Annotated in this window: 25 protein-coding genes; 11 read left to right on the forward strand and 14 right to left on the reverse strand. The window is 45.2% G+C overall.

Annotation, left to right across the window (positions count from 1 at the left end):
* Nucleotides 1-48 precede the first annotated feature (48 nt).
* The 6 genes from LCM20_RS11225 to LCM20_RS11250 all read right to left on the reverse strand — a co-directional run bounded on the left by LCM20_RS11225 (nucleotide 49) and on the right by LCM20_RS11250 (nucleotide 5197).
* On the reverse strand, nucleotides 49-678 hold the full coding sequence (locus LCM20_RS11225; protein ID WP_225195546.1) for a response regulator transcription factor: 630 nt from the start codon (nucleotides 676-678) through the stop codon (nucleotides 49-51).
* A complete protein-coding gene (locus LCM20_RS11230) occupies nucleotides 671-1717 on the reverse strand; it encodes a sensor histidine kinase (RefSeq protein ID WP_225195547.1) in 1047 nt (348 codons plus the stop codon). The genes LCM20_RS11225 and LCM20_RS11230 overlap by 8 nt, the downstream gene beginning before the upstream one ends.
* The gene (gene liaF, locus LCM20_RS11235) at nucleotides 1714-2430 is read right to left on the reverse strand and encodes a cell wall-active antibiotics response protein LiaF (RefSeq protein WP_225195548.1); all 717 of its coding nucleotides are present in this window, start codon (nucleotides 2428-2430) and stop codon (nucleotides 1714-1716) included. Before liaF ends, LCM20_RS11230 begins: the two co-directional genes overlap by 4 nt.
* Before the next feature lie 69 nt (nucleotides 2431-2499).
* Nucleotides 2500-3141 (reverse strand): PspA/IM30 family protein, encoded by a 642-nt coding sequence (locus LCM20_RS11240; protein ID WP_225195549.1) that lies wholly within the window; start codon nucleotides 3139-3141, stop codon nucleotides 2500-2502.
* 20 nt (nucleotides 3142-3161) lie between these two features.
* Nucleotides 3162-3503 (reverse strand): flagellar basal body rod protein, encoded by a 342-nt coding sequence (locus LCM20_RS11245; RefSeq protein ID WP_225195550.1) that lies wholly within the window; start codon nucleotides 3501-3503, stop codon nucleotides 3162-3164.
* A gap of 605 nt (nucleotides 3504-4108) precedes the next feature.
* Nucleotides 4109-5197, reverse strand: a complete 1089-nt coding sequence (locus LCM20_RS11250) for a M24 family metallopeptidase (protein ID WP_225195551.1) — start codon at nucleotides 5195-5197, stop codon at nucleotides 4109-4111.
* 151 nt (nucleotides 5198-5348) lie between these two features.
* Between LCM20_RS11250 and LCM20_RS11255 the strand changes: the two genes are divergently transcribed.
* Nucleotides 5349-5750 (forward strand): hypothetical protein, encoded by a 402-nt coding sequence (locus LCM20_RS11255; RefSeq protein ID WP_225195552.1) that lies wholly within the window; start codon nucleotides 5349-5351, stop codon nucleotides 5748-5750.
* Nucleotides 5751-5804: 54 nt separating this feature from the next.
* Here LCM20_RS11255 and LCM20_RS11260 read toward each other — a convergent pair whose 3' ends face one another.
* The 3 genes from LCM20_RS11260 to LCM20_RS11270 form a co-directional block, all read right to left on the reverse strand.
* The gene (locus LCM20_RS11260; RefSeq protein ID WP_225195553.1) at nucleotides 5805-6821 is read right to left on the reverse strand and encodes a PQQ-dependent sugar dehydrogenase; all 1017 of its coding nucleotides are present in this window, start codon (nucleotides 6819-6821) and stop codon (nucleotides 5805-5807) included.
* A 70-nt stretch (nucleotides 6822-6891) separates the two neighbouring features.
* Entirely contained in the window at nucleotides 6892-7485 is a 594-nt protein-coding gene (locus tag LCM20_RS11265; RefSeq protein ID WP_225195554.1) for a biotin transporter BioY, read from the reverse strand.
* A gap of 116 nt (nucleotides 7486-7601) precedes the next feature.
* Nucleotides 7602-8087 (reverse strand): carboxymuconolactone decarboxylase family protein, encoded by a 486-nt coding sequence (locus LCM20_RS11270; RefSeq protein WP_225195555.1) that lies wholly within the window; start codon nucleotides 8085-8087, stop codon nucleotides 7602-7604.
* A 125-nt stretch (nucleotides 8088-8212) separates the two neighbouring features.
* Here LCM20_RS11270 and LCM20_RS11275 point away from each other — a divergent pair, with 125 nt between their 5' ends.
* Nucleotides 8213-9658 carry an Eco57I restriction-modification methylase domain-containing protein gene (locus LCM20_RS11275; RefSeq protein ID WP_225195556.1) on the forward strand — a complete coding sequence of 482 codons (1446 nt, stop codon included), beginning with the start codon at nucleotides 8213-8215 and terminating at the stop codon, nucleotides 9656-9658.
* A 72-nt stretch (nucleotides 9659-9730) separates the two neighbouring features.
* On the opposite strand, the gene LCM20_RS11280 is transcribed toward LCM20_RS11275, so the two are convergent.
* Nucleotides 9731-12004 carry an ATP-dependent DNA helicase gene (locus tag LCM20_RS11280; protein WP_225195557.1) on the reverse strand — a complete coding sequence of 758 codons (2274 nt, stop codon included), beginning with the start codon at nucleotides 12002-12004 and terminating at the stop codon, nucleotides 9731-9733.
* Nucleotides 12005-12180: 176 nt separating this feature from the next.
* Between LCM20_RS11280 and LCM20_RS11285 the strand changes: the two genes are divergently transcribed.
* The 3 genes from LCM20_RS11285 to cysK all read left to right on the forward strand — a co-directional run bounded on the left by LCM20_RS11285 (nucleotide 12181) and on the right by cysK (nucleotide 14897).
* The gene (locus tag LCM20_RS11285; RefSeq protein ID WP_225195558.1) at nucleotides 12181-13119 is read left to right on the forward strand and encodes a GDSL-type esterase/lipase family protein; all 939 of its coding nucleotides are present in this window, start codon (nucleotides 12181-12183) and stop codon (nucleotides 13117-13119) included.
* Between the two features lie 15 nt (nucleotides 13120-13134).
* On the forward strand, nucleotides 13135-13767 hold the full coding sequence (locus LCM20_RS11290) for a YpmS family protein (protein ID WP_225195559.1): 633 nt from the start codon (nucleotides 13135-13137) through the stop codon (nucleotides 13765-13767).
* Between the two features lie 200 nt (nucleotides 13768-13967).
* On the forward strand, nucleotides 13968-14897 hold the full coding sequence (gene cysK, locus LCM20_RS11295; protein WP_225195560.1) for a cysteine synthase A: 930 nt from the start codon (nucleotides 13968-13970) through the stop codon (nucleotides 14895-14897).
* A 36-nt stretch (nucleotides 14898-14933) separates the two neighbouring features.
* On the opposite strand, the gene LCM20_RS11300 is transcribed toward cysK, so the two are convergent.
* Nucleotides 14934-15545: a trimeric intracellular cation channel family protein gene (locus LCM20_RS11300; protein ID WP_225195561.1), complete on the reverse strand. Its 612-nt coding sequence runs from the start codon at nucleotides 15543-15545 to the stop codon at nucleotides 14934-14936.
* A 299-nt stretch (nucleotides 15546-15844) separates the two neighbouring features.
* On the opposite strand from LCM20_RS11300, the gene LCM20_RS11305 reads away from it, so the two are divergent.
* The 4 genes from LCM20_RS11305 to LCM20_RS11320 all read left to right on the forward strand — a co-directional run bounded on the left by LCM20_RS11305 (nucleotide 15845) and on the right by LCM20_RS11320 (nucleotide 18359).
* Nucleotides 15845-16372, forward strand: coding sequence for a helix-turn-helix domain-containing protein (locus LCM20_RS11305; protein WP_225195562.1), 528 nt, complete (start codon nucleotides 15845-15847; stop codon nucleotides 16370-16372).
* Between the two features lie 21 nt (nucleotides 16373-16393).
* Nucleotides 16394-16540, forward strand: coding sequence for a sporulation histidine kinase inhibitor Sda (gene sda, locus LCM20_RS11310; protein WP_412097998.1), 147 nt, complete (start codon nucleotides 16394-16396; stop codon nucleotides 16538-16540).
* A 79-nt stretch (nucleotides 16541-16619) separates the two neighbouring features.
* The gene (locus LCM20_RS11315; protein WP_225195563.1) at nucleotides 16620-17330 is read left to right on the forward strand and encodes a YqjF family protein; all 711 of its coding nucleotides are present in this window, start codon (nucleotides 16620-16622) and stop codon (nucleotides 17328-17330) included.
* A gap of 78 nt (nucleotides 17331-17408) precedes the next feature.
* Nucleotides 17409-18359 (forward strand): ring-cleaving dioxygenase, encoded by a 951-nt coding sequence (locus LCM20_RS11320; RefSeq protein ID WP_225195564.1) that lies wholly within the window; start codon nucleotides 17409-17411, stop codon nucleotides 18357-18359.
* Nucleotides 18360-18400: 41 nt separating this feature from the next.
* Here LCM20_RS11320 and LCM20_RS11325 read toward each other — a convergent pair whose 3' ends face one another.
* Together LCM20_RS11325 and LCM20_RS11330 are read right to left on the reverse strand one after the other, a co-directional pair.
* The gene (locus LCM20_RS11325; protein WP_225195565.1) at nucleotides 18401-20350 is read right to left on the reverse strand and encodes an aconitate hydratase; all 1950 of its coding nucleotides are present in this window, start codon (nucleotides 20348-20350) and stop codon (nucleotides 18401-18403) included.
* A gap of 152 nt (nucleotides 20351-20502) precedes the next feature.
* Nucleotides 20503-22089, reverse strand: coding sequence for a M4 family metallopeptidase (locus LCM20_RS11330; protein WP_225195566.1), 1587 nt, complete (start codon nucleotides 22087-22089; stop codon nucleotides 20503-20505).
* A gap of 225 nt (nucleotides 22090-22314) precedes the next feature.
* Here LCM20_RS11330 and LCM20_RS11335 point away from each other — a divergent pair, with 225 nt between their 5' ends.
* The gene (locus LCM20_RS11335; protein ID WP_225195567.1) at nucleotides 22315-23595 is read left to right on the forward strand and encodes a helix-turn-helix transcriptional regulator; all 1281 of its coding nucleotides are present in this window, start codon (nucleotides 22315-22317) and stop codon (nucleotides 23593-23595) included.
* 226 nt (nucleotides 23596-23821) lie between these two features.
* The gene (locus LCM20_RS11340) at nucleotides 23822-24472 is read left to right on the forward strand and encodes a DUF429 domain-containing protein (RefSeq protein ID WP_225195568.1); all 651 of its coding nucleotides are present in this window, start codon (nucleotides 23822-23824) and stop codon (nucleotides 24470-24472) included.
* A gap of 44 nt (nucleotides 24473-24516) precedes the next feature.
* Here the strand turns inward: LCM20_RS11340 and LCM20_RS11345 are convergent, their stop codons facing one another.
* Complete coding sequence (locus tag LCM20_RS11345; RefSeq protein WP_225195569.1) at nucleotides 24517-25923, reverse strand: MBL fold metallo-hydrolase; 1407 nt, start codon at nucleotides 25921-25923, stop codon at nucleotides 24517-24519.
* Nucleotides 25924-25978 lie beyond the last annotated feature (55 nt).

Consider the following 25978-nt stretch of genomic DNA (forward strand, 5'->3'; position numbering starts at 1 on the left):
TTTTTTTATTATGTAAAAAAAATCCCCCTCACCTTCTCCAGGCAGGGGTTAGACTAGATTATGCTTAAATGCGTAAATGACTGCTTGGGTGCGATCTTGAACCTCAAGCTTACCGAGGATATTGCTGACATGTACTTTGACCGTTTTCAGGGCGATGTACAAGTGATCGGAGATTTCCTGATTTGTTTTTCCCTCAGCCATCAGCAGTAGGATTTCGATTTCACGATTTGTAAGCTGTTCATGAAGGGGCTTCGTTCCCGAAGAACGCATCTTGGTCATAATCTTCCCGGTCACTTCCGGTTCAAGAATGGACTGCCCTTCATATGTAGCTCTGATGGCTTTCGCGATTTCATCGGCTTTCGATGTTTTGAGCATATAACTGGTTGCACCAGCTTCAAGCGCCGGGTACACCTTCTCGTCATCAAGAAAGCTCGTCACAATGATGATTTTAGCATCGGGCCATTGTTCAATAATCTGCTTTGTCGCTTCGATGCCGTCCATTTCCTTCATCACGAGGTCCATCAAAATAATATCAGGACGATGGTCCAGCGCAAGATCGACCGCTTCTGTCCCGTCATCCGCTTCAGCTATCACCTCAATATCCGCTTGGGCTGACAAATAAGCGGATACCCCGATTCGGACCATCTCATGGTCATCAGCAAACAGTACTTTAATCAACGTATTCCTCCTCCTTCTTCTTCCGGTATGGGACTTTCACTTCCAAGCGTGTGCCCTGCCCTTTCAGGCTGACGATTTTCAAGGCGCCCCCCACTTCCTCTGCCCGTTCCTGCATGTTCTGCAGTCCATAGGAGCTTGCCTTTTCTTCTTCGACATTGAAGCCGATTCCGTCATCCACGACGCGCATGATGATATTCTGATCCCTTTCAATCAGCCTTACGTCCAACTTTTCGGCTTTCGCATGACGGAGCGTGTTCGATACGGACTCCTGCAAAATACGGAACAACTGGTCTTCGAGTCCTTTTTCAAGCGAGACTTCCTCGACCGACCACGCCACGTCCATCGGCACCTTTTGAGTCAATTCATGCAACAGCTCTTCAATGCCTTCAGCAAGCGTTTTGTCCTTTAACGGGACAGGTCTAAGGTGAAGAAGCAGCGCCCGCATTTCGAGCTGGGACTGGTGAATCATGTTCTCGACCATACCGAGCTGTTTTTTCAATTGATCGTCCTCAGAAGCATTCGTGTCGTTAATCGCGGACATCATCATGGAGGCAGCAAAGAGCTGCTGACTGACCGAATCATGAAGCTCCCGCGCAAGTCGATTCCGTTCTTGTATAACAACCTCCTGCAAGCTCTTCTCGCGATCTTCGGCTCTCTCTGTTGCGATCTTCTGGGCAAGCGCCGTCTGCTGCTCAAACTTCTGCTCCAACTGCTTCATTCTCGCTTCAATTCCGTTGATTTCCTTTACATCCGACTGCCCGTAGACCACTTGATTCCCTTTCACGACTTCACCGAGCTGGTAATCTACAGACTGTAGCGTCCGCTTCCAAATCCAGCCCTGCGTGAGACCGATGACCACACCCATTGAAATCGAAAAAGTCAGGACTAGAAAGATATACGGCAGATCAAGGACCGTCCGGTACCACAAGTCCGACCATTCGTTAAAAGGAAAGGCGATGAACGTAAACCCAAGAAGGACCAAGGTAAAGCCGAGAAAGGTCAGAATGCCGACAACAATCTGTCTCTGCCAAATACTCATATCCGCTTCACCTCTAAATCTCCGGACAACAAAGAGGTTACGATTTTTACACGGGGCCGGTGTTTCGCATAGTCAGGCGTATGATAGGATACGACTTGGTTGAAGACCTTTGATTTTTGATATTGGAAAACGGCCGTCTTTCCGAAGACCGCACTGTGCAGAATGGATACTTCCACATCATACGGAACATAAATGACGAGGTTCCCTACCAGGTGGCGAATCGAAATGACCGCCTCATCTTCAGGAAGAACCGTCTGACTGAGATCAATCACACGATCACCGAATCCACCATGAATATTGATATCACGCCATTCATACGATGAATCAGGTGTCGACTGACTTCCGAAAAACTTCTGCCTCAGAATGGGTTCGTCCGAATCAGGCATGTCCTGTCGAATCACTTCCGGAACGATTTGTTCCGGAGACTTCTTCGATCGATAATAATCCCTCACCATTAAGAAAATCACAGCGACGATGAAGAAGCGTACCGCAATCATACTGAGTATCGTGAAGACGAGCACGATCAGCCCGATCCAAAAGAAAATCTTCCCCCACGTTTTGCGATATTTTTTCCAACCTATATAAGCCATCAATCCGAAGAAGAGTAGTGAGAATACCAGCCCTCCTTCAAAGAAGACGACTTCCACGACAAGGAGGATCACCCCTATGATTAAAATGGTGTTCATCGTATCTGTAGAAATTCTTTTAAACATACCGGCCATCCTCCTTTGCAAAATCAGATAAAGACGCAGATTACTGCGCCTTTATCATACCATGATTCCTTAATTCACTGTAACGTTGTCTGTATCCTTCATATCTTTCTCAAGCTTCGCAATCTTACTATCGAACGTGTTCCGGTAATAAGCGCTGTTCACTTTGTATTCCAAGTCTTCAATGTAGCGGTCGATTTCAGAAAAGCGGGAGTAAGGCTTGTCCGCTGTATCTTCAATCACTTGATTCATACGGTGATGTGCTCTCGCGATGTTCTCTCTTCCCATCAGTTCCATCCGCCTCAGATGCATGTCCTTCAATTTGTGCTTCATCTCTTCATACTTGCGTTCCAATGTCTCAAGCTGCTCGATGGCTTCCTGTCTGGACGCTTTCAAACGTTCCGCTCTCGCTTCGTATTCCTGCTGCTCCTGGTAAGCAAATGCATGCATCGACTCTTCGCCGGCACGCTCTGCAATCTCCGCCTGACGCTTACGCTTCTCTGCCATATCCTCAGCCTTCTGATATTCGCGGGTGAACTCGTCCTTCAAGCGATACTGGCGCTCGACAAGCTTACGCACTTTCTCCGTTTCCTTCTCACTTTCACGCAAATACTGATTCAGCATGGCAACAGGGTTTTTCTGTTCCTTTTCATCTAAAACGCTGTGCAAGTCTGCTGTGATGGAATCCTTCATACGAGTAAATATGTTAGCCATTGATTCATCTCTCCCTATTCTTATTTGTTAAGATCTGCCCATTGTCTTTCAAAATTCGTGAATGGATCATCTGATTTGGTGACTGTTTCTTTTTTGCCTGTCCAGTTTTTATAAATCCAGTACAGGCCGTAAGCAGCCGCTAAACCGATGACAGCGTAAATGTTCGATACAGCTACGCTTAAGATGATTAAGCCAAGCACGACCCAGGCGATTTTGCCTGCTGTCGACTCACTTTTCATAAACTGTTTGAACACGACATAAAGCAACCAGACGCTTACACCAAGCAGGATCATGGGACCAAGGTTCGCAAGTAAGATCGTTAGTGCCACTAAGCCTGCGAGAAATAACAGAAATTTTTTCATCGATTTTTCCCTCCTTGCTGATTTCTTATTTTCATCTTACCGAGAATCAGATTTTGTCGTAATGAGCCTGAGCTATATTTTGAACTAAGACCAGAGGCGTATAAGAGCATTTCCACCTTGCACAATCATGAGAACCAAAAAAAGAGCCGCTGCAATGAGCGACTCTTTCCTCAGAGTGTCGAGAAAGTCCAAGCTGTTTTCTCAAAGCTTGAGAACTTGAGAAGCGGTGTTGACGAATCAACTCGCTTTCCATGGGCGTCCGATAAGTCACGTTGTTCCGCCCACACCTTTATCAGGTGTAGATGGCACCTCTTAAGCAACCATCCCCAAAAAGGCAATGATTGCACAGAATAACGTTCGGCCTCCACACCCCTGTACGGTTCTGTTCCAACTACTTGCGTAAAGTGGGGTGGAAAATGGCGAGACTCCTGCGGGATGCACGGACCACGGCGAGATCCACTCAGGCTTTAGCCTGAGTTAGCTCGGCGTCCGCCGCCGGAAAGCGAGCTATTTTCCACCCCACTGCCCACCTCATTTGTAACAGAACTAGTCCCCTACTTTTTTCGACAGTTAAAAAAAGAGCCGCTATCAGCGACTCTTTCCTGTTATTCGACAATACGTAATTCTTTTGGTGTTTTCGTTAACGTTTCATACCCATCTTCTGTGACCAGCACATCGTCCTCAAGGCGCACTCCGCCGATTTCAGGGTCATAAATACCCGGTTCAAGTGTGTAGGTCATGCCTTCCTTCAGCACACCATCATTCAGGTGACTCATAGACGGAAACTCGTGGACATTGATTCCGAGCCCGTGTCCGATACGGTGAGGGAACAAGTCTCCATAACCAGCTTCCGTAATTAAATCACGTGCCGTTTGATCAAGGTCGCCTATGCGCGTGCCAGGTTTACTGATAGCAAGGGAAGCATCGAGCGCTGCTTTGACCGTCTCGTAAATTTTACGTTGTTCATCAGAAACTGACTTATAAGCAAATGTACGCGTGATGTCAGAAGTGTATCCCTTCCATACAACACCGAGGTCAAACAGAACGAAGTCTCCAGGGTTAAGCGTACGGTCTCCAGGATTTCCGTGCGGGGATCCTGATTTCTCTCCGAATAGAACCATCGTGGAGAATGACATTTGAGAAACGCCCTTCTTCTTCAGTTCATATTCAATCATAGCAAGCACTTCCATCTCACTCACGCCTTCGCGTAGTGATTCAACGCCGACTTTCACACCGAAATCCGCAAGCTCGGCCGCTTCACGCATGATCGCCACTTCCTGCTCGTCTTTTACAACGCGCATTTCGTTAAGCGCGGGTTCGATATCCGCTACATCGACTTTATCGAACAAGGAGGTAAAGGATTCACTGCGCCCATAAGAGAGCACTTCCTTCTCAATCCCGACTGTCTCCGCTTGATTGACTCCCTTTTCGCTAAGAAGCGCCCACGGATCTTCGTGGTCAGCGTAACCAACGATCTCGTGCTTCCAGCCTGCGTCCTTCAACTGACCTTTCTCCATTCCAGGTAAAACGGCTACCGGCTGTTTATCCGGGAAAACGACCAGCCCGAGCAGTCGCTCATGCGGATCTGTCGAAAAGCCCGTTAAGTAGAAAAAGTTTTCGGGTGAGTTGATGAATGCGACATCTATTTGGTTATCTTTCAAATAAGTTGAAAAATCTTTCAATCTTTGTTCCATACGATCACTCCTTCACCATCATCATACAGGAGAGACTGAAACAATCCAAACGGGTGAACGTTTTGCGAAATTTCAGTAAGAGAAATGTTTTCCTATTTCCATTTCGATATAATAGAGTAGGTTACGTTTAATTATGTAGGAGGTCGTTCATATGGATCGCACGCGCTTTTTTGTTAGAGTAGCGGCTATTTACGCATTAATCGGAGCGTTTATGGGTTCTCACATGGCAGGCGGTGGCGGATTACAGCTCAGCGCTATTCACGCCCACATCCTCGTTGTCGGTTGGCTGTCGTTGTTTGCCTTTGCCATTTATTATCGCGTTTTTACGATTCCGAAAGATTCCAAACTTTCGGTCGTGCACGTCTGGAGCTCCTTCTTCGGTGTACTCGGACTAACGGTTGGAATGTGGCTTTATTACACTCAGCCGATTGAAGGCATGCGCGCCTTCAACACTGTATTCTTCATCGTCGGGGGAACCGTTCTTCTGATCGCCTTCGTCGTATTCGCCATCATGGCGTTCGTACACGGCAAGCATATTTCAGAAGAAGGATAGGTAGAGTTTCATAGAATACTAAAAAAAGGCAGGTGCACAGCACCTGCCTTTTTTCTATGGAGAATACCGAACAAGTCGATCATCATTGTCAGCGGGGGACCCGCGTCCATCTGTGTTGTTCGTTATAAAGAACAACACCCCCTCCTGTTCTACAACATCCCGGATGCGGCCATATTGCTCCGTGACCACCTCAGGATTTCCGCCCTCAAGCGAAAGGGTACGAAGGGCTGTCCCTCTCAAAGTGGCAATCCACAACTGATCCTCATAAATGGTGATACCAGAAGGAGCCCACGTCTCTGTTCCTGTGTGAAAAAGGGGAGCTGTTACGGAATCATCGTGCTCATCCCCGACATAGTCAGGCCACCCATAATCAGCGCCTGCATCAATTCTGTTGATCTCGTCATGAGCATCCGGCCCATGCTCAGAGGCATACAGCTGCCCCTCCTCAGTCCAGGCAAGCCCCTGCGGATTACGATGACCATAAGAGTACACGTATGAATTGTTGATCGGATTGTCAGAAGGGACACGGCCATCCATGTTCATTCTCAGAATTTTACCCGATAAAGAGCTTAAGTCCCGAGCTGTGTTTTCTTCAAGAGCATCTCCCGTCGTTACGAAAAGAAAGCAGTCCGGACTCATTTCGATTCTCCCCCCGTTGTGAAAACGAGCACCCGGAATATTCTCTAAAACAGACTCGATCTCTATCCACTCTGATCCCTGATTCTCGACTAGTACAACCCGGTTCTTGAGTCCGTTGTCTTCATAGGTATGATAAGCGAAAGCCAGGTTGTTCGTTTCATAGTCTGGATGAAGGTGAAACCCGAGCAGCCCTCCCTCACCGATTTGAACAATCTCTTCAGACGTTTGGAGCGGCGCTCTGTTCACTTGACCATCAGCCACCGTCACTACATTTCCTTCACGTTCAGAGATGAAGTAGTCTTCACCGTAAATCTCTAAATCCCACGGAGAGCGTAATTCATCTGCAAGAACCTCCATACTCCCATCTACTTCTGGAGATGACTGACACCCCGCGGCAAAGAATAGGAACAACAACCAGCTGATTCGCTTCAAAGCATGCCCTCCTATTGTAAGTTGATTCCATTATATCAGGGATCACAGAAGGAAGACGGCTTGAAGCTCATTAAGATGCTTTCGCCTGTCTCAAAGGCGTTCGGTGCAGGAATGACTTCTCCAGTCGATAGGCAAATACCCCTGCCACGACAGCCAGTACGACATCTTTAATTAAGAAAGGGACCATGCTCGACCAGGCGATAGCATAGTTGATGCCCCCACCTTCAATCCAGAAATTCATCGCAGCATAGAACAGGTTGACACCAATCAAGTAATTGACGGCTGTTCCTACAAGCGCTGCCGCAATGTAGATATTCAAGCTTCGTTTCATCTCCGCAACTTTTCCCGCGCAGAACGCAATCGCTGTAAAAGAAAGTATAAATCCGAATGTTGGGGAGAAGATGATACCAGGTCCACCTTGAAACGAAGCAAAGATCGGGGCCCCAACCAATCCTAGAATCGTATATACAATAATTGAAAATGCGCCAAGACGGCTGCCTAAAATAATTCCAGCTAAAATGGCGAAAAAGGTTTGCAACGTCAACGGCACACCAAAAACGGTCAGAAAAGGAACAATATATGTAATATTTGCCCCAACCGCCATTAAAGCAACAAACAAGGCTCCCAACGCCAAATCATAAGCTGTCATACGTGACTTTTCCATATAAAAATCTCCTTCCAGTTTACAAGTCTTACTTATAAACTACTGGAAGGAGAATCATAATGTCAACTATATTTTTTTGCGGTTAACAAAAGTTAACGCTATAATGAATTCTTTTATTACAGGCCAAGCCCTATCGATAGTTGGTTGGTATAGGAAGTATAGGCGACCGTCTGATTGATTTCGACAACTTCTTCCTCAGAAAACCCAAGATCCTTCAAACGGATTACATCTTCTTTTGTCACTTGAACAGGCTTTGCAACTAAGCGATCCGCGTATGTTAACACGGCTTTCCACTCATCCGACATGTCGGAATGCTGATAATTTGATAACCAGTCCAGAATATCTGTTTGATTGACAAGGTCTTTCAGGATTTCAGAGTGGCTCTTCGTACAGTATTCACAACCATTTTTCATAGAAACGAACGTTATGATCACCTCACGCAGATCTTCCTGCAATGAAGTCTCTTTGATTGCACGTTGAAGAGGAAGGAAACTTTCATACGTTCCTTGGTGATTGGCAAGCAGTCGATCGAACACCGTAGCCGACTTACCCTCATACGTATCCTTATAATTTGTTAGGCGAACAGGTTTCACCCATGCCATAATCATCATCTCCTTTAGTCCTTTTTATTTACTTTTAAAGAAAATTTTAATAGATAAAAACCACTATTATAGTGACATTTTCCTACAAATATATTAGTGTATACATAAAAAATGGAGGGATTTGGATGTTATCTCCTCAACGAGCTATGGGGCAGTACAGTACCCCCCAGGAAACCGTGGACTACATGGTCAACACGGTAAGCAGACACCTGGAATCCCAACATGAAGAACCTCAAATATTAGACCCTTCAACGGGTGATGGAATCTTCGTTCGAACGTTGGTACAGTCAGGTTACACACCATCCCAAATCCATGCCTATGATGTCGACCCTGCCATTCCAGCACAATATGAAGGGATCCATTATGCACATCAGGATTTTCTGAAAGCAGAAGGCACGAATCGATTCGATGCCATCATCGGCAACCCTCCCTATAAATCAAAACGTCAAAGTTCGTACTTCACAGAAAACAGAGACGTTCTGGCTGAACAGTTCCAAGATATCGGTGTGCATAACATGTATTCCCTGTTCATTTATAAAGGGCTGCAGTTGTTAAAAGAGGGCGGTATTCTTACTATGATCGTCCAGGATTCTTTCTTAACGAATGTTTATTATAAACACTTTAGAAACTATTTATTAAATCATTCTGAAATTCAAGAAGTGATTCTGGCTCCACGTAGATTGTTTCATCATGGAAAAGCAGACGTTCGGACTTCCATCCTGACAATCAAAAAAGCCCCTGCGAAAGATGGGCATACTGTAAGACTAGTGGACCGACTAACCTATCAGCAATACGAAAACCCACCAGAAACGAGTGTTCAATACCTGCCTCAAACCGTTTTTAAGAAACTGCCAAACTATAATTTTGCAATTAATGTGCCGGAGGAAGTGCTTGAACTCTTCCGATCCCATTATAAACCGTTAGAACACATTGTACCTATTAAAACGGGAGTCTCAACCGGCAATGATGGACGCTTCTTACGCAAGGCGGACGAAATTACAGACGCAGAAGACTGGATTCCTTTCTACAAAAACGGAGGCGCGAAAGATGGGTGGTATTACCCGCCCAAGCATTATATCCACAAAGACTGGAGGTCACTCAGTCAAAATGAAAAGAAGTTCACAATCCGTAACCCTTCCTATCTCTATCAAGAAGGAATCACCTGCTCCTCAATGGGGGTGAAGTTCTCTGCCTCCTATCTTCCAAAAGGAAGTTTATTCGGAGTCAACGCGAACTTGTTTCCTGATAAGCAGGAAGATTTGTATTATCTGCTCGGCTTACTGAACAGCAGCCTGGTCAAATACATTTTGCGGAAAGTATTGAATCGAACAAATATGGTGACTTCTGGCTACATTAAGAAGATTCCATACATCCGCCCTTCTGAAGAACAGAAATCAATAGTCGTCAAGAAAGCTGAAACATTAGTCGAAAAGAAAAAAGAGAACCCTGAGTACTCGACTGAACAGCTCCATCAAGAAATTGATGATATCATCTTTGACGTCTATAGAATCAAAGAAGAACACCGTGAAGAGATGCTTCATTTCTGTGAAAATGTACTGGAATGCCTATAAAAACAACACCGCCCATTAGGAGCGGTGTTGTTTTTCAGTACCTTTTCCGACATCATTTCCCGGGAAATGACACTACTTCACAATTCGGTAATCGCCCCAGTCTTCAGGCAGAAGCGTCGTGTACCTTGGAGTGAGGAAACGGTCGTCAATCAGTTGGATCGAGCCTTGGTCCGACTCGGAACGGATGAGACGTCCTCCCGCTTGCAGCACCTTGTTCATCCCCGGGTACACATACGCGTAGTCATACCCGTTGCGGCCTTTTTCCTGGAAATAATCTTTGATCAATTCTTTCTCAAGGCTTCTCGGAGCAAGTCCGATTCCGACAACGGCCACCCCATTCAATCGATCCCCTCTTAAATCGACACCCTCTGAAAAGATGCCACCGAGCACTGCAAATCCGACGAGCTCTCCTCCAGGAACGAATTGCGAGAGGAAATCCTCTCTCCTATCCTCGTCCATTCCTTGTTCCTGAACAGCGACGTCCGCCTCATATTGTTTAAAATGCTGATAGACAAGATCCATGTAATGGTAAGACGGGAAGAAAAACAGATAATTTCCTTTCTGCTTCTTCACCTGTTCATATAACAGACCTGCCAGCCTTCCAGCCGTCTGTTCCCTCGTTTTGTACCGTGTCGATAAGGGAGCTACGACTAAATCGATCTGCGAAGAGTCATAAGGCGATGGGAGCTGTAAAATATAATCGTCTTTCTTTCCACCAAGCATATCCTTGTAGTATCCAAAAGGAGATAGAGTTGCAGAAAAGAATACAGAGGACCTGAACGCTTTAGTCGTTTCACTCAGAACATGAGAAGGGTCAAGGCAGAAGAGCTTGACGTTGAATTCCCCTTGGCTTATATCCCCAATCACTTTGAAATGTTCATCCACTAATTCAAGAATCCTCAGAAAGCTCTGGGCTGTAAAATAAACATCCAGCAAGTGCTCGGACTGATCGTCAACTGGTTCACTCTGCAATTGCCGCTCCGCTTGTTCAAGGAAGCGCTCTAACGATTCTTCCCATTCCCCTTGCAGATCTTCCACTACAAATGATTCAGATGCCTCTCCTCTGAGTCGGACCAAGTCTTTATAGATCGCCTCGGCTGCCTTTGAGAGACGTTCATTTTCGTATTCCCAATCTTCACTCAGAATCAGAAACTCACGTTCAGGCAGATGAGCAGAGTACATCTCCCTGGCTCTTTCCACTAAGTTGTGAGACTCATCCACAAGAAGCGTCGTTTTTTTCTTTTGATCGGGAAGCAGCCTTCTTAAAGACACCTTTGGATCATAGATGTAGTTGTAATCACCAATGATAACGTCCGCCTCATTCGTTAGATCCAGTGAAAATTCGAATGGACACACTTTATGTTTTTTCGCATAGGACTCGATGACCGGTCTCGATAGAAGCGTTTCGTTCATGAGTATATCGACTAGCGCTTCATTTATCCGGTCATAATACCCGTCTGCAAATTCACAGTAATCCGGCTGACAGATCGTTTCATCTTGAAAACAGATTTTATCCTTTGCTGTAAGCGTCACCGAACGAAGGACCAGCCCTTTGTCCCCCATAAACTGAAGCGCCTCTTCAGCGGTTGTCCTTGTAATCGTCTTCGCGGTCAAATAATAGATTTTCTCCATACCTTCAAGATCCATCGCCTTCACAGCTGGAAAGAGAGTCGAGATCGTCTTTCCGATTCCAGTAGGGGCCTGGGCGAATAAGTCCCGCTTTTCCTGAATCGTTCGATAAACACTTCCCGCAAGCTTCCTCTGTCCTTCCCGGTAACTCGGAAAAGGAAACGATAAATCCGGAATGGAATGTTGCTTTTGTTCACGAATATGCAGAATGATTCTTGCATAAGACATGTATTGATCGATACATTCATCTATAAAGGACGTTAACGCTTCTTTAGAAAAAGTTTTCAAAAACCGCTTCTTCTCTTTAGACTGCTTCTGAACATACGTCAGTTGAACTTGAATCTCCTCCAGGTCTTCACGATCCGCATAGATAAAGGCGTAGCCCTTCGCCTGAGCCCAGTAGACTGGATCACTGTCCTCATCCAGTTCATCCAAATCCCTGGCCGTGGACTTGATTTCATCAATGACAGGTCCATGATCCGACTGAAGAAGGCCGTCACAGCGCCCTTGTAAGCGGAGTGTCAACTGTTCACGGGTAAAGGTATGTTCAAGTGCAACTTCTTTCTCATCGCCCTCTTCATACATTTTTTGTACGTCCTGATGAATGGCTGTCCCTTCGACTAAGGTTGTATTGGAACGAAACCGATTATCAATATGACCGGCTCGGTAGATGTAGCTCATCAAGTCTCGAACAGAAATCGTCATCGTGCTGTCCATCAACTGCCCCTCCTTCACAAAAAAAATTGACTGTTACCCTCAAGTTACCGTATCGATAAGCGTATGTCTATATAAGGAAAATGATAGAATAACGATAACACGTTTTTATTTTCCCAATGCGTGGAACCATCATATACTATTAGTAAGCGGAATTATAACAATCAGGGGTGACCCAAATGAAAGCATGGAGATGGATCGCTTCTGTCTTATTAACCATAACCATCGGATTCTTTATAACGGCGGCCTTTATCTATTCGCCTGATGATACAACTCAGCCTTCCTCTGAGAATCAGGAAGAGCCGGAGCCACTTTTCCCTGCTGAGGAGTCTGAGGAAACCCGGGAACCTTCTGAGGACGAGACGGTTATAGATGGACCTCCTGAAGAAGGAGAACCCTCTATCGGGGACGGCATTCGTGATGTGTTTACAAGTGTGATTGAGAGCGCAAAGGACCTTTTCATCCGGGAAGACCTTCAAATTACAGCTCTCGGAGACTCTCTGACAGAAGGAATCGGTGATGGAACCGGACAAGGCGGTTATTTAGGTATTTTGCAACAAACGTTTGAGAGCAACCCAAACTCCGGTGATGTGGAAATCGATAACTTCGGTAAAAACGGACATCGAAGCGATCAATTGTTAAGAAGACTGAAAAATGAGGAAGAAATGACGGAATCGATTAAACAGGCGGACCTCGTCTTGATTACAATCGGAGCGAATGACGTCATGGAAGTGGTAGAGAACAATATAACGGACTTGAATTACCAAGCCTTTGTTAATGCCCAGCAAGGTTACGAGGAGCGTCTAAGAGAAATTCTTCAAATCGTAAATGAGACCAATCCAGACGCCTCCATCTATTTAATCGGCTTGTACAACCCTTTCGAGGATTATTTCCAGAACATTCCTGAACTCGGAAGGATTACAAGTGACTGGAACCAAATCAGCAGACGGGTGGTCGACGACTTCAACCGAACAAGTTTCATTCCCATCCGTGATGTATTCTCTAACAACGCAGAGGATTTACTCTGGCAACAGGATCGCTTTCATCCAAATGAGAGAGGGTATAAACGAATTGCCGAGCGCGTGTTACAATATATAAAAGAAGAGATTGAACGATAAGGCGGAATGCAGAAAATGAAACGACTCTTTTTGGAGAACAAATGGCGTACATCGTTTTTTATCCTGGCTTTAGTAAATCTGGGCATTGTAATCTGGCTGCTGACTCTTATTTTCCTCCCTTCCTCCTACACGTTAGTGAATGTTGATAAGGAGAAAAACACGTCGGACGCCGAGTTTACCATCGTCTCAACGAAAGAAAACTTAGAGCAACTGACAAACGAATATTTGAGAGAGCTCTCCAGTCAGACCATTTTCGATTATTCCATCACGCTCGAAAATAATGTCATGTTAACGGGAAACATCCGGGCATTCGATCAGGAAATTCCGATCAAAGTCGAGCTGAACCCTGTGGTACAGGACAATGGTGACTTGGTTCTTGAACAAGAGCGTATTTCGTTAGGTCAGCTGCCTTTACCGAATAAAAAGGTACTTGAATTCGTAGAAGATAATTATAATTTCCCGGAGTGGGTCATCGTGAACCCGAACGAAGAAACCATCTATGTCGCAGTCACTCAGATGGACACACCTAACCAGTTTGATGTCAGGGTCGATCGGTTCAACTTAAATGCCAACCAACTTGCCTTTAAAGTTTCCGTACCGAAAGACTCTTTCCACTTAGCTCAAAAAGTCGTACAGAAGAACTTCTAACTTTTAAAGAGGCTGGGACAGTAAAGTTTCAGCCTCTACAAAATCGAACGCGTGATGCGTTCGGTTTTTTTGTGTTCGTAATTATGCGTGAGCCTGATCAGTACCCCAATCACGCATTCCCTTCCTAAGCCCCTAAGGTGAAATAGGCAAGGCTGCTGTGATAAAATAACACTATGAATGAAAGTAAAGGATGTGAGATCATGCGTGTTGTCGATAACATTGCCGATCTAATCGGAGACACCCCACTTGTGAAATTGAACCGAATCGCCCCAGAAGGCGGAGCGGATATTTATATGAAATTGGAAAAATACAATCCAAGCGGTAGTGTGAAAGACCGAGCGGCCTATAATATGATGGTCCAGGCAGAAAAGGACGGAAAGCTGAAAGAAGGATCAACCATTATCGAGCCGACGAGCGGAAACACAGGAATTGGTATTGCCATGAATGCCGCAGCACGAGGCTATCGGGCGATTCTCGTCATGCCGGATACGATGACCCAAGAGCGAATCAATCTCCTAAAAGCCTATGGAGCTGAAATCGAATTGACACCAGGAGATGAGAAAATGCCTGGAGCAATCGCCAGAGCGAAAGAGCTCGTGAAGGAAATCGACGGCGCATTTATGCCGATGCAGTTTGAGAACGAGGCGAATCCTGACTCCCACCGGTACACGACAGCCACAGAAATCATCGAAGCTATGGATGAGATCGGTAAGCCCCTTTCCGCTTTTGTAGCCACTGCTGGAACAGGAGGAACCGTCACAGGTACGGGTGAAGAATTGAAGAAGCATTACAAAGACGTAACCGTACATGTCGCAGAGCCTGCAGGTTCTCCTGTCCTGTCCGGTGGAAAGCCTGGGAAGCACAAGCTTGTGGGAACGAGCCCGGGTTTCATTCCCGATATTTTGAATCAGGAAGTCTATGATGAGATTTTCCAAGTGACAGACGAAGATGCCTATGACATTACCCGCCGACTTGCGAGAGAAGAAGGTTTGCTGTTAGGTACATCCTGCGGCGCATCCTGCTGGGCAGCTATCCAAGTAGCCAAGCAGAAGAAGCCAGGTGAAGTTGTAGTATGCATCGCACCAGACACAGGAGAGCGTTATTTGTCCGGTGACTTGTTCAGATTCTAAAAAACATCCCTGCTCCTTTTGGAGCGGGATGTTTTTTTATAACCTGTACATATCTCGAAAACGCAAATGCCATCCTAAATGGTACGAAAGCACACGACATGCTACAATACCAACAAATAGGACATACGTTTGAATAACGTGATCAAGGTCAATGATACCAAGACCTGTAAGCAATCCTACGACGAGCGCCCATACTGCGTAAATTTCCTGATGCAATACCATCGGCCTTCTTTGCGCCAACACATCTCGGGTGACTCCGCCCCCAACGCCTGTAAGTATACTTGCAAAGATGATTCCACCTAATGGGAATTCACTATCAATCGCAAAAGCCGCTCCCTGAAGGGCAAATGCAGATAACCCAATCGCATCCAGATAAATGTTCCATCGATCCCAGGACATGACCCAGCTTTTCGGAAAAAAATAGACGATGCTGATTGTAATGAAAGCTACATAAAGTAGGTATCCTTGCTCCCAAACGTGCACAACTGGCACATCCAATGCAATATTTCGGATAATTCCTCCGGCAAAAGGAGTAGCTATCCCCAAAATAAATGTGCCAAATATATCATACCTCTCATTTAATGCGACAATAGCCCCACTAAATGCGAATGCACTGACAGCTAGTATATTTAATAGTTCCCATGCCACTCTCTATCACCTTCCATTCATTTTAAGCCCTTCAATTCCTTACTAAAAATATCAGACGTAACGATCATTGGGAAGACCTTTTCTTTTTTTCTCGATCTTTGATAGAATGCACCTGTCAGGAAGCCCACCATGGCAACGTTCAGACACTATATTGGAATAATAATAAACTTTTTATAATAAATGATGATAATGTTGCAATGTGCCACAAGGAATTGTTCGAACTAGGACGAATTTATTAATTTACAGCACTGTTTTTTTAGTCAAAACCGAAACACCATTAGTAGGAGATGTGAAGAAAGTTGAGAAGATGGCTCGTTAAACTACGAAAAGAACAAAATTACACACAACAGCAGATCGCAGCCGGGGCTCATATTGATCGAGCCTATTACGCCCAAATAGAAAATGGTACCAGGAATCCCAGTATGGCCGTCGCCACTCAGATTGCATCGTTCTTACACATTAATCCGTCTCTATTTTTTTCTGATCACTTGAGCGAACCGTTTGAATCCGCGTTGATGAATTCACCCATCGTCGTCGCTCATTGTGACATGAACTTGCGTTATACTTGGATGTTCAACCCTCATCCGGACTTCAAAATGGGTCCTGTAATCGGAAAAAGGGATGACGAGCTGGATGAAAACTCCGGTACTTTGGCATTAGTCGCCATTAAGAGAAAAGTCATCGAAGAAGAAATGATCCTAAGGGAATACATTTCCTTCCCCCTTTCTCAAGGACTCATTCAATATGATGTATTCGCTCAGCCTTTGTATGACCCGAACGGAAAAATTATAGGAGCGGCAACCGCTGCGACCCAGCTAAGAGATTAGCTTTCAAAGGAGGGCTTCCTGATGATCCTGCACGAGTTAAACGATAACCTTCTCGTGGTATCCCTGTATAGAGCACGAGAGTTGCAACTGGACTATGAATTTATTGAATTGCTGGAAAAGGAAATGATGAATAGAGAACAAAGAGAGCCCACTACAGCTCAAGACTAACCTCCTCACACCTACGCCACATCTCCCTGCATGTTTTCTTGAAAATATGGGTAGAACACTCTTATAAAGGAGTGTCACTATGAAGCCCGAGAAATGGATTATGCACCAGACATGGGAAGAACTCGTATTTATGCACTGGCCGGTTCCGGAAGAGATGTTACGCCCCCATATACCCAAAGCCTTCGAACTCGACCTTTACGATGGACAAGCGTGGATTGCGGTTGTTCCGTTCAGAATGAATCACATCCACTTCAAAGGAATGCCACCCGTTCAATTCGGAAATCATCTCCTTGAGTTAAATGTGCGGACGTATGTCACATTTAAAGGAGAACCTGGTGTCTATTTTGTAACGCTGGATGCCAACCACCCTCTTGGTGTCTTTCTAGCCCGCACACTGTTCGGACTCCCCTATGTACATGCAAGTATTCAGTTGAAACAAACTCCCAGTCGCTTTAGTTATGTAAGCAGGCGTACTCATAAAGGCTATCCTACTGCCCACTTCCATGCAAGCTTTCTTACAACCTCTCCCCCCATACCATCTGAGCCCGGCTCATTGATTTACTGGCTCACTGAGCGGTATTGCCTATGGGTGACCCGGGGGAATTCGGTCTATAAAGGCCCTATTTATCATAAGAACTGGTCCTTACAGAAAGCAGAGGCCGACATATATACCAATCAATTGATGGATTTCCTACCCTCCAGGCTATTTAAGAAGCCGCCCATGACTTACTACTCAAAGTCCTTAGAGACGTTTATTTTTCCATTCGAGAAAAAGGGAGAATGGGTGTAAAGCCAAGGAATTGACAATATGGTTCCAACACCATATAATTATCTTGAATTCAAGATAATATAACAGGAGGTAATAATGATGAACCTCAAAGGTATCCACCACGTATCTGCCATAACAGCTGATGCAGAACGAAATTATAAATTCTATACGGATTTTTTAGGTATGAGATTAGTAAAGAAAACCGTTAACCAGGACGCACCATCGATGTATCACCTTTTCTATGCAGATGAAAAGGGGAACCCGGGCACAGACTTGACCTTCTTTGAGATCGATCGCGCGGGTCATACGTATTATGGAAATCAGAGCATCTCTACGACTTCACTACGTGTCAAAGATGATCAAGCTCTGGATTATTGGAAGAAGCGTTTCGAAGACAATGACATTGCCCACGATTCCATTCAATTACGTATGGGTCGAAAAACGATTGCTTTCCGCGACCACGAAGAGCAGCGTCTGATGCTCGTATCCGATGAAACCAATTCCGGCGTAGCATCAGGAACTCCTTGGAATCGTTCCTCTGTTCCTGTTGAATACGGCATTCAGGGGCTGGGTCCTGTTTATTTATCTGTTCAGGATTTGCCTGCAACTGAGAAAGTGCTGACGGAGGTACTCGGTTTTTCCGAAGCTGGATCATATGATCAATTCAAAGTGTTCTCCACTGGAGAAGGCGGAACAGGAGCTGAAGTTCATCTCGAAGAGCTTCCTGATGCCCCTCGTGAAAAACCCGGTCGAGGCAGCGTCCACCATGTCGCTTTCAGGGTAGAGGATGAAGAAGAATTGAAGAAGTGGCACGAGAAGATTCAGGCAGCCGGATTCCCGAATTCCGGACTAGTCGATCGTTATTACTTCAAGTCCCTTTATTTCAGAGAATCCAACCACATTCTATTCGAACTTGCGACAGACGGCCCCGGGTTTGCAACCGATGAAGATGTCGAGAGTCTGGGAGAAACATTAGCTCTTCCCCCATTCCTTGAAGATAAAAGAGAAGAGATTGAACAGGACCTGAAACCATTAAATACGAAGAAATAAACAAAAGAACCGTCTCACAGCAGACGGTTCTTTTCTATGCTTCAGTCATTTAAACGGTTCTTGACCCAGTTAATCAAACCACCCATTTGCATAATTTCAATCTGACGCTCTGACATCGCATGTTCGAATGTCAATGTCTTGTCTTTCCCTTTCACTTCAGCTTTCACAGTATTGGACTGTTTAATGCTTTCTCTTAAGCCATGGAAGACAAGCACGTCTCCCTGCTCCAGCTGATCTAAATCAGATTCGTTCGTGAATGTTAATGGCAGTACGCCGAAGTTAGCGAGGTTCTGCCAGTGAATACGAGCGAAGTCTTTCACAATAGCCACACGCAGACCAAGGTATTTCGGAGCTAGAGCGGCGTGCTCACGACTCGATCCCTGCCCATAGTTGGTTCCCGCGACAACGGCGTGACCTCCTTCGTCACGAATATCCATGGCCCGATCATAGTACGTATCGTCAACAATTTCGAATGTGAATTTACTGATTTCAGGTAGATTACTTCGGTATGGAAGCACACGTGCACCACCGGCCAGAATTTCATCTGTCGATATGTCATCTCCCATTTTCAGCAAAATAGGGACTTCCAATTCATCAGGAAGCTCATCCATCTCAGGAATCGAGGCCACGTTCGGCCCTTTTACAAGATCAACCTGTTTCGCTTCCTCTTCTGGAAGAGGAGCATCCAACAGCTTCGTATCCACAGTCGGCTGATCTAATTCCTGCACCTCCGGATAATCGAAACCGGCTTTTCTCGGATCGGTGATTTTTCCGTGCAGCGCACTGACAGCCGCTGTTTCCGGACTGCATAGAAATACGCTGTCTTCTTTCGTTCCTGAACGACCCGGGAAGTTACGTGGAGTCGTACGCAGACTGTTCCGTCCGGTTGCCGGTGCCTGCCCCATTCCGATACATCCGTTACACCCTGCTTGGTGAAGCCTTCCTCCTGCCTGTAGGAAGTTCGCGATGTGTCCTTCCTGCGATAGGTCGATCAGCATCTGCCTGGATGTCGGGTTCAAGTCAAACGAGACTCCGTCCGCAATGTGTTGCCCCTCCACAATCTTCGATGCGATGGCAAAATCACGGTACCCTGGGTTTGCTGATGAGCCGATGTAAGACTGATAAATCGACTCGCCTTCCACTTCCTCCACTGGAACGACATTTCCCGGGCTGGAAGGCTTGGCGACCATTGGTCCTACAGTGGATAAGTCCAACTCATCATGTACATCGTACTGGGCACCATCATCTGCCTTCAATTCAATCCATTCATCTTCTCGCCCTTGCAACTTCATAAAACGCTTCGTCTCATCATCAGATGGGAAAACGGTCCCCGTTGCGCCAAGCTCAGCTCCCATGTTCGCAATGACGTGACGGTCCATGGCGGTTAAGTTGTCGAGACCTGGCCCGTAATATTCAAAGATGTGATTGACTCCACCTTTGACACCATGACGTTTCAACATCTCCAAAATGGCATCCTTGGCACTGACCCAGTCTGGAAGTTTGCCTGTTACTTTAACGCCCCAGACTTTCGGCATTTTCACATAAAAAGGCTCCCCTGCGATGGCCATGGCGACATCGATCCCACCTGCTCCCATCGCGAGCATTCCCATACACCCATTCGCACAGGTGTGACTATCTGAACCTAATAGTGTTTTGCCAGGTCTTGCAAGTCGCTGCATGTGTACAGGGTGGCTCACACCGTTCCCCGGGCGGCTGAAGTATAATCCGAATCGATTGGCGGCGCTTTCAAGAAACAGGTGATCATCTGGGTTTTTGCTGTCTTCCTGAATCAAGTTGTGGTCGACATACTGAGCAGAAGCTTCTGTCTTCGCACGAGAAATCCCCATCGCTTCCAACTCCAGCATCACCATCGTACCGGTCGCGTCCTGAGTGAGTGTCTGGTCAATCTTCAACCCAATCTCCGAGCCGGGCTTCATTTCCCCTTCTACTAAGTGATCTTTGATTAACTTTTGTGTGACGTTAAGACTCACACATAACTCCTCCTTCATAACCAATGTAAGATGCCAATCTTGGTAGTCGTAACTTTTCCTATACCTTTTATACCCTGAATTGTCATTCTTTACTCGGTTATGATTACAAAAAAAGAGAAGAGACCATTGTCTCTCCTCCCTGTTCAGCTTAATTAATAAACCCCAACGTTGTTCCACGCCTGTGTCACAGCACTTGCTGCAGAAGATCCGTAAAGGTCCTGCGCAGATTGCTCAAGCGCCGCTTTGGCACTTGTAAAGTTACTGCTAGGTGTTAGATAAACGGTTAAAGCACGGTAATAGATTTGTTCGGATTGAGCCATTCCAAGACTGTTGATCGTGTAGTATGCGGCTTTGTTAGGAATTCCACTGTTGATGTGAACCCCGCCCCAGTCACCAGCTTCAGTGTTCGGAAGGTTCTGGTACTCATCCATATGATCAGGTTGGTTGTAAGCATTTGGGTTGGATAGGGAGCGTAAGGCATCTCCACTCACTCCAGGAGTATAAACATCTTCGCCCATCAACCAGTCTTCAGAGTCGACAAAGTAGCCGAATACATCTGAGAACGATTCATTCAATGCACCAGACTGGTTCTCATAAATCAACTCAGCCGTCGTATCTGTTACAGCGTGCGTCAATTCATGGGCTACGATATCATCCGCTCCTGATAAGTAGGTGAATGTTGACCCATCGCCGTCTCCGTAAATCATCTGATTGCCTGTCCATGCTGCATTGTTGTAATTCGATCCATAGTGTACGGTCGAACGAATGTCGGCACCATTTCCGTCATAGCTTTCACGGCCAAACGTATCGTAGAAGTAATCAAACACTTCTCCTGCATAGTAATGGGCATCAACAGCCGCTTTTTGGCGCTCGCTGTAGAAGGTATTTCCTGTGTCGGTTACATAATATCCAGGTAGGCTGCTGTATTGACCACCGTAGTTATCGAATGTTTCGATGACACCACTCATCGGTTTTGTCGTATCAAATAAATAGTACGTATTGTTATAAGCATACGTATTTAAGGTTTTCGTATCACCTAAGACGCCTGTCCCTGTACCCGTCGCCTCATGAAGCACATTTGCTGCTTTCAGCACTTCGCCCGTTTCGGCGTTGATGTACAGCTGCCAGTTGGCTGGGTAAGGCTGTGAAAATTGGAGCTCTACGTGATATGCAAGTGTATATTCCCCGTCTTCATGATAAACGACGAGGTCCGAGTTCTCCGTCAATGTATGAAAGTCTTCTCCTAGTTCACTCTTCTGAACTTTATCAGCTTCTACTCTGTCGACATCAATATGATCCCAAGCGTAGTCAACCGCCTGATGTTTATTGAAGTCTTTCAACTGACGCACCTTCTCAGGAGCTTCACTATGGAACTCTCCATTGACTGCCGTAACATTTCCACTTTTATCTGTATGTACGACAATTTTTGAATTAGCGACCGGAACGTTTTGAATCACACGGTGGAATACATAGTGTGTCATTCCAAGTTCATCTGTTTCAGAACTTAATAGTTTAAGGTCTCTGCCATATTTAAGGTTAAGTAAGTCTTCGTTCGTTTTAAAGAACTGCTTAACCCCTTTTTCTGACATGACATTCTTCGCTTCAAGATGATTCTTAATAAAATGTGAAGTACCTTTGTCCAGGTCGACATTCAGCGAGGTATCCGCGCTCGCCGCTGTTCCACCTGATACTAGACTAGTTCCTAGTACAAAAGTCGCCACAACTGTTTTCCATTTCATCTAATCCCTCCCAATTTTTTAACGCATATTTAACGTATCACAATTTTCTGAATACGTGTCTGGGAAAGTTGGGGTTGAAAATGCCCCTTAAAGAGGAAAAAAAGAGGCAACTTGGGAAACCTGTCAATCTAGTTGAAATTTACTAGACGAACATGTATTCTAAAAATAGATTTGCTAGAGCAAGTCGCTGGCAATTCATAGTTGATCGACTAGGTGTGTTAAAAAATGGAATATGGCAAAGTACTTCGATTTCACCGGGTTAAGCAAGGTCTGACACAAAATCAGCTTGCCGATGGAATCATCTCACCCGCGTACCTTTCTAAGATCGAAAACGATCAAACGGTTCCAACGTTCGAGGTGCTTGAACTCCTTTATGAACGTCTTGGACTCGACTTTCATGACTCCTCCAACAGTCATCCTTCTAAGGAAAAGCTGAAGGAATGGTATGAAGCGATCGTTTTTAAAGACAAAGAAAAAGCCCGTACGTTAAAAGACGAGCTTCTTCAGCAGAAGGAAACGCACGATAATCATCATTTGTATATCTTTTTCGAGCTTTTCCGCATTCGCTACTTGCTTTTAGAAAGTGAGATAGAGGAGGCTTATAAGGCATGGAAAGATGTCAAGCAGTTTAGAGATACGTTCGATAATAAAATGGCTTTTTATTATCACTTATGTACTGGACTATTAAAGTATTATCGTGGGGATTTTGATGAGTCTTACCAAGAGCTGATGCAATCAAAGCACATCAGCAATTCTATTAACCCAGAAAACTGGGAATTTAGTGATTTGTATTACTTACTTGCCTTAAGCACTAGCCAGGCAAACCATATTTCAGCTTCAGTTTTCTATGTGAATCAAGCTTTAGAGATTTACCAATCTCATTATGATTTAGCCAAGAGTGCTGATTGTCACATCTTACAAGGAATCAACTATAGCAGGCTAAAAAACTATGCCAAAGCTCTTGAAAACTTACATTTAGCTAAAAAAATTGCTTTACAAACAAGAGACAAAAATCAATTAAGATTGGTATTTATAAACATTGGCACACTTGAATCGAGAATAGAGAATCACGAGGCTGCGATAGAAAACTACGAGAAAAGCCTAGAATACTATGATTCAAATTCAAAATATCAGAACCTTGATTTTCTAACTACCATCTTGGGGTTAATAGTAGAGCACTACAGGATGAAAGATACAACAGGTTGCCTTAAATGGATTAATGAGGGGAAGAATATATTATATGATTACCCTCATAAAGAATTTGAATTACACTTTGAAGTCTTTTCTAAACTTATCAGAAAAGATTCAGAACTTGAGAGTTACTTGGAAAATGAAGCTATTCCGTTTTTCCAAGATAAGAAAGAACATATATATGTGATAAGATACTCTATGTTTTTAGCCGACATTCTAGAAGAGCAAAGAATGTACAAGAAGTCATCTTTTTACCTAAGGTTAGCAATTGAATTATTGAATAAACATTCTCATTTAGGAGGGATCTTATTATGAAAAAGTTCTTAGCTATTATTGCAGTTGTTGCATTCTTATCATCAGTAGCTGCACCAGCTGTTCAGGATAATGCAGTTGATGCTTACCCTAGACCACTAATTGCACAAGACTTCTAAAATCAATTTTTCATTTGAATTTCTAAGCAATTCCCCTAATCCTATACTAATCCAAACTATTTACCTCTACCCAACCTGTGGTAGAGGTCTTTTTTTAATGAGGTGAATCTATGTATTTTATTGGAATCGATTTATCAGGACCGTCCAATCATAAAGATACCGTTGTGACTTCTCTTATCGAACAAAAGCAGAGCCTCTCCTGGGATGATTCTGTCGTCGGAGCTTCAGACGCGGATCTTCTATCATTTATTTCGGAACGGGCGGAAATAGGTCGAGTCGTAGTTGCGATGGATTCTCCTCTTTCCTATCAGGATGGTGGCGGTGACCGATCGTATGACCGGGCATTAAGAAGATACGCTAAGGACTTAGGGATGAAATCAGGGTCAATCATGCCTCCTACCCTCACGCGAATGATTTATCTTACGGCGAGAGGCATTCATCTGGCCCATGCCTTATCTAAGATAGACAACGTCTCTGTCCTTGAGGTCCACCCTGGTGCTGCACTGGCTTCCCGTGTACCTCAGGAACATTTCGGTCACGCTCTACACTACAAGAAAGAGGCTGACAGCTTAGCTTGGGTCAGAGGATGGTTGGCTCAGACTTTCATTGATGGGGACATTCCTGAGATGAGTTCTTCCCATGAAGTGGATGCTGTACTGGCTGCGATTACCGGCTGGCATTGGGGAAGTGAAAGCAGTCCGTCCCCTTTATGGACAATGGACGCTGCCCCTCCCCATCATCCTTTCCCCATCTCCATTTAATAAAAGCTCGACACCGTATGGGTGTCGAGCTTTGTTGCATCTTATTAAGGTCTTACGGGTTGGTATTCCTTTTGGTAAGCGTTGAATCCACCTGTTAAGTTCAAGACGTCTTTGAATCCGTGTGCCTGCAGAATGCTCGCCGCGATAGCGGAACGCTTTCCTGACTGGCAATGTACGATCGGCGTCTTGCCGGCAGGAACTTTATCCAGATTGTCCTGAAGTTCACCTAATAGAATCCGCTGTGCGTCTTCAATGTGCCCTTCATTCCACTCATTCTCATTTCTGACGTCGACAATGACATAATCGTCCTGGTCTCGATACTGGGCTTCGAGTTGACGTGGGGTGATGTTTTCGTACGTTTCCAAAGAAGTTTGTCGCTCTACTTCATCTGCATCTACTACAGCAATGACATCATCCAGCCCAATCGATTCCAGCATCTTCTTCACATCATGGACCTCTTCCATTCGGCTGATTAAGATGATGGACTGATCATACCCTATGACCCATCCTGCCCAGTTAGGCAATGATTTGTCATAAGAGATGTTGATGGTGCCCGGGATGTGCCCTTCTTTGAAAGCTTCTTTAGAACGAGTGTCCAGAATGACATAATCGTCAAGTTGATAGCCTTCAAGCTGCTCAGGTGATAGGTTCTCCAAGTCACGTTCTTTCTCTAGAGAAGGACCCTGCTTATTCAGCTTTTTCATCATCGCAAAATACTTAGGCGGTTCTGGCTGCCCGTCCAACAGCTCTGCTGTAAAGGCCTCTTCATCCTCATGTCGTAACGCCCAGTTGTTGATTTTTTCGTATCCGACTGTGGAGGATGGTACGGCTCCTAGCGCCTTTCCGCAGGCACTACCCGCTCCGTGCCCCGGCCAGACTTGGATATAATCGTCCAACTCCTTGAAGCGCTGAAGGGACGCAAACATCTGCTTCGCACCTTTGGCAGAGGTCCCTTCTTCTCCAGCCGCTTTTTCAAGAAGGTCTGGACGGCCTACATCTCCGACAAAAACAAAATCTCCAGTGAAGATGCCCATCGGAACATTGGAACCGCCTCCTTCATCTGTCAGAAGGAAAGATATACTCTCCGGCGTATGCCCCGGTGTGTGTAGAACGTCAAGACGAACATTGCCTACATAGAACTGGTCACCATCTTTTAAAAGTTGATGCTTCGTTTCATCGAGGTATTGGTATGACCAATCTTCTCCTCCTTCACCAGATACGAGCAGTTCGACCGGCTCACGCTGGGATAACTCACGAGCTCCGGAAAGGAAATCTGCATGGATGTGTGTCTCTGCTGCTTTCGTAATCGTAAAACCTTCTTTTTTCGCTGTCTCGATATACGGCGTCAGGTCGCGCGCCGGGTCGATGACCAGCGCCTCCCCTGTCCGTTGACACCCGACCATATAAGACATTTGTGCTAAATTTTCATCAAAGAACGATTTAAAAAACATATACAGACCCTCCATGAATTTGAATGTAACACGATTATAATACCCCTACAGGTAT

This window comes from Halobacillus litoralis (assembly GCF_020171725.1).
GTDB lineage: Bacteria > Bacillota > Bacilli > Bacillales > Halobacillaceae > Halobacillus > Halobacillus litoralis_F.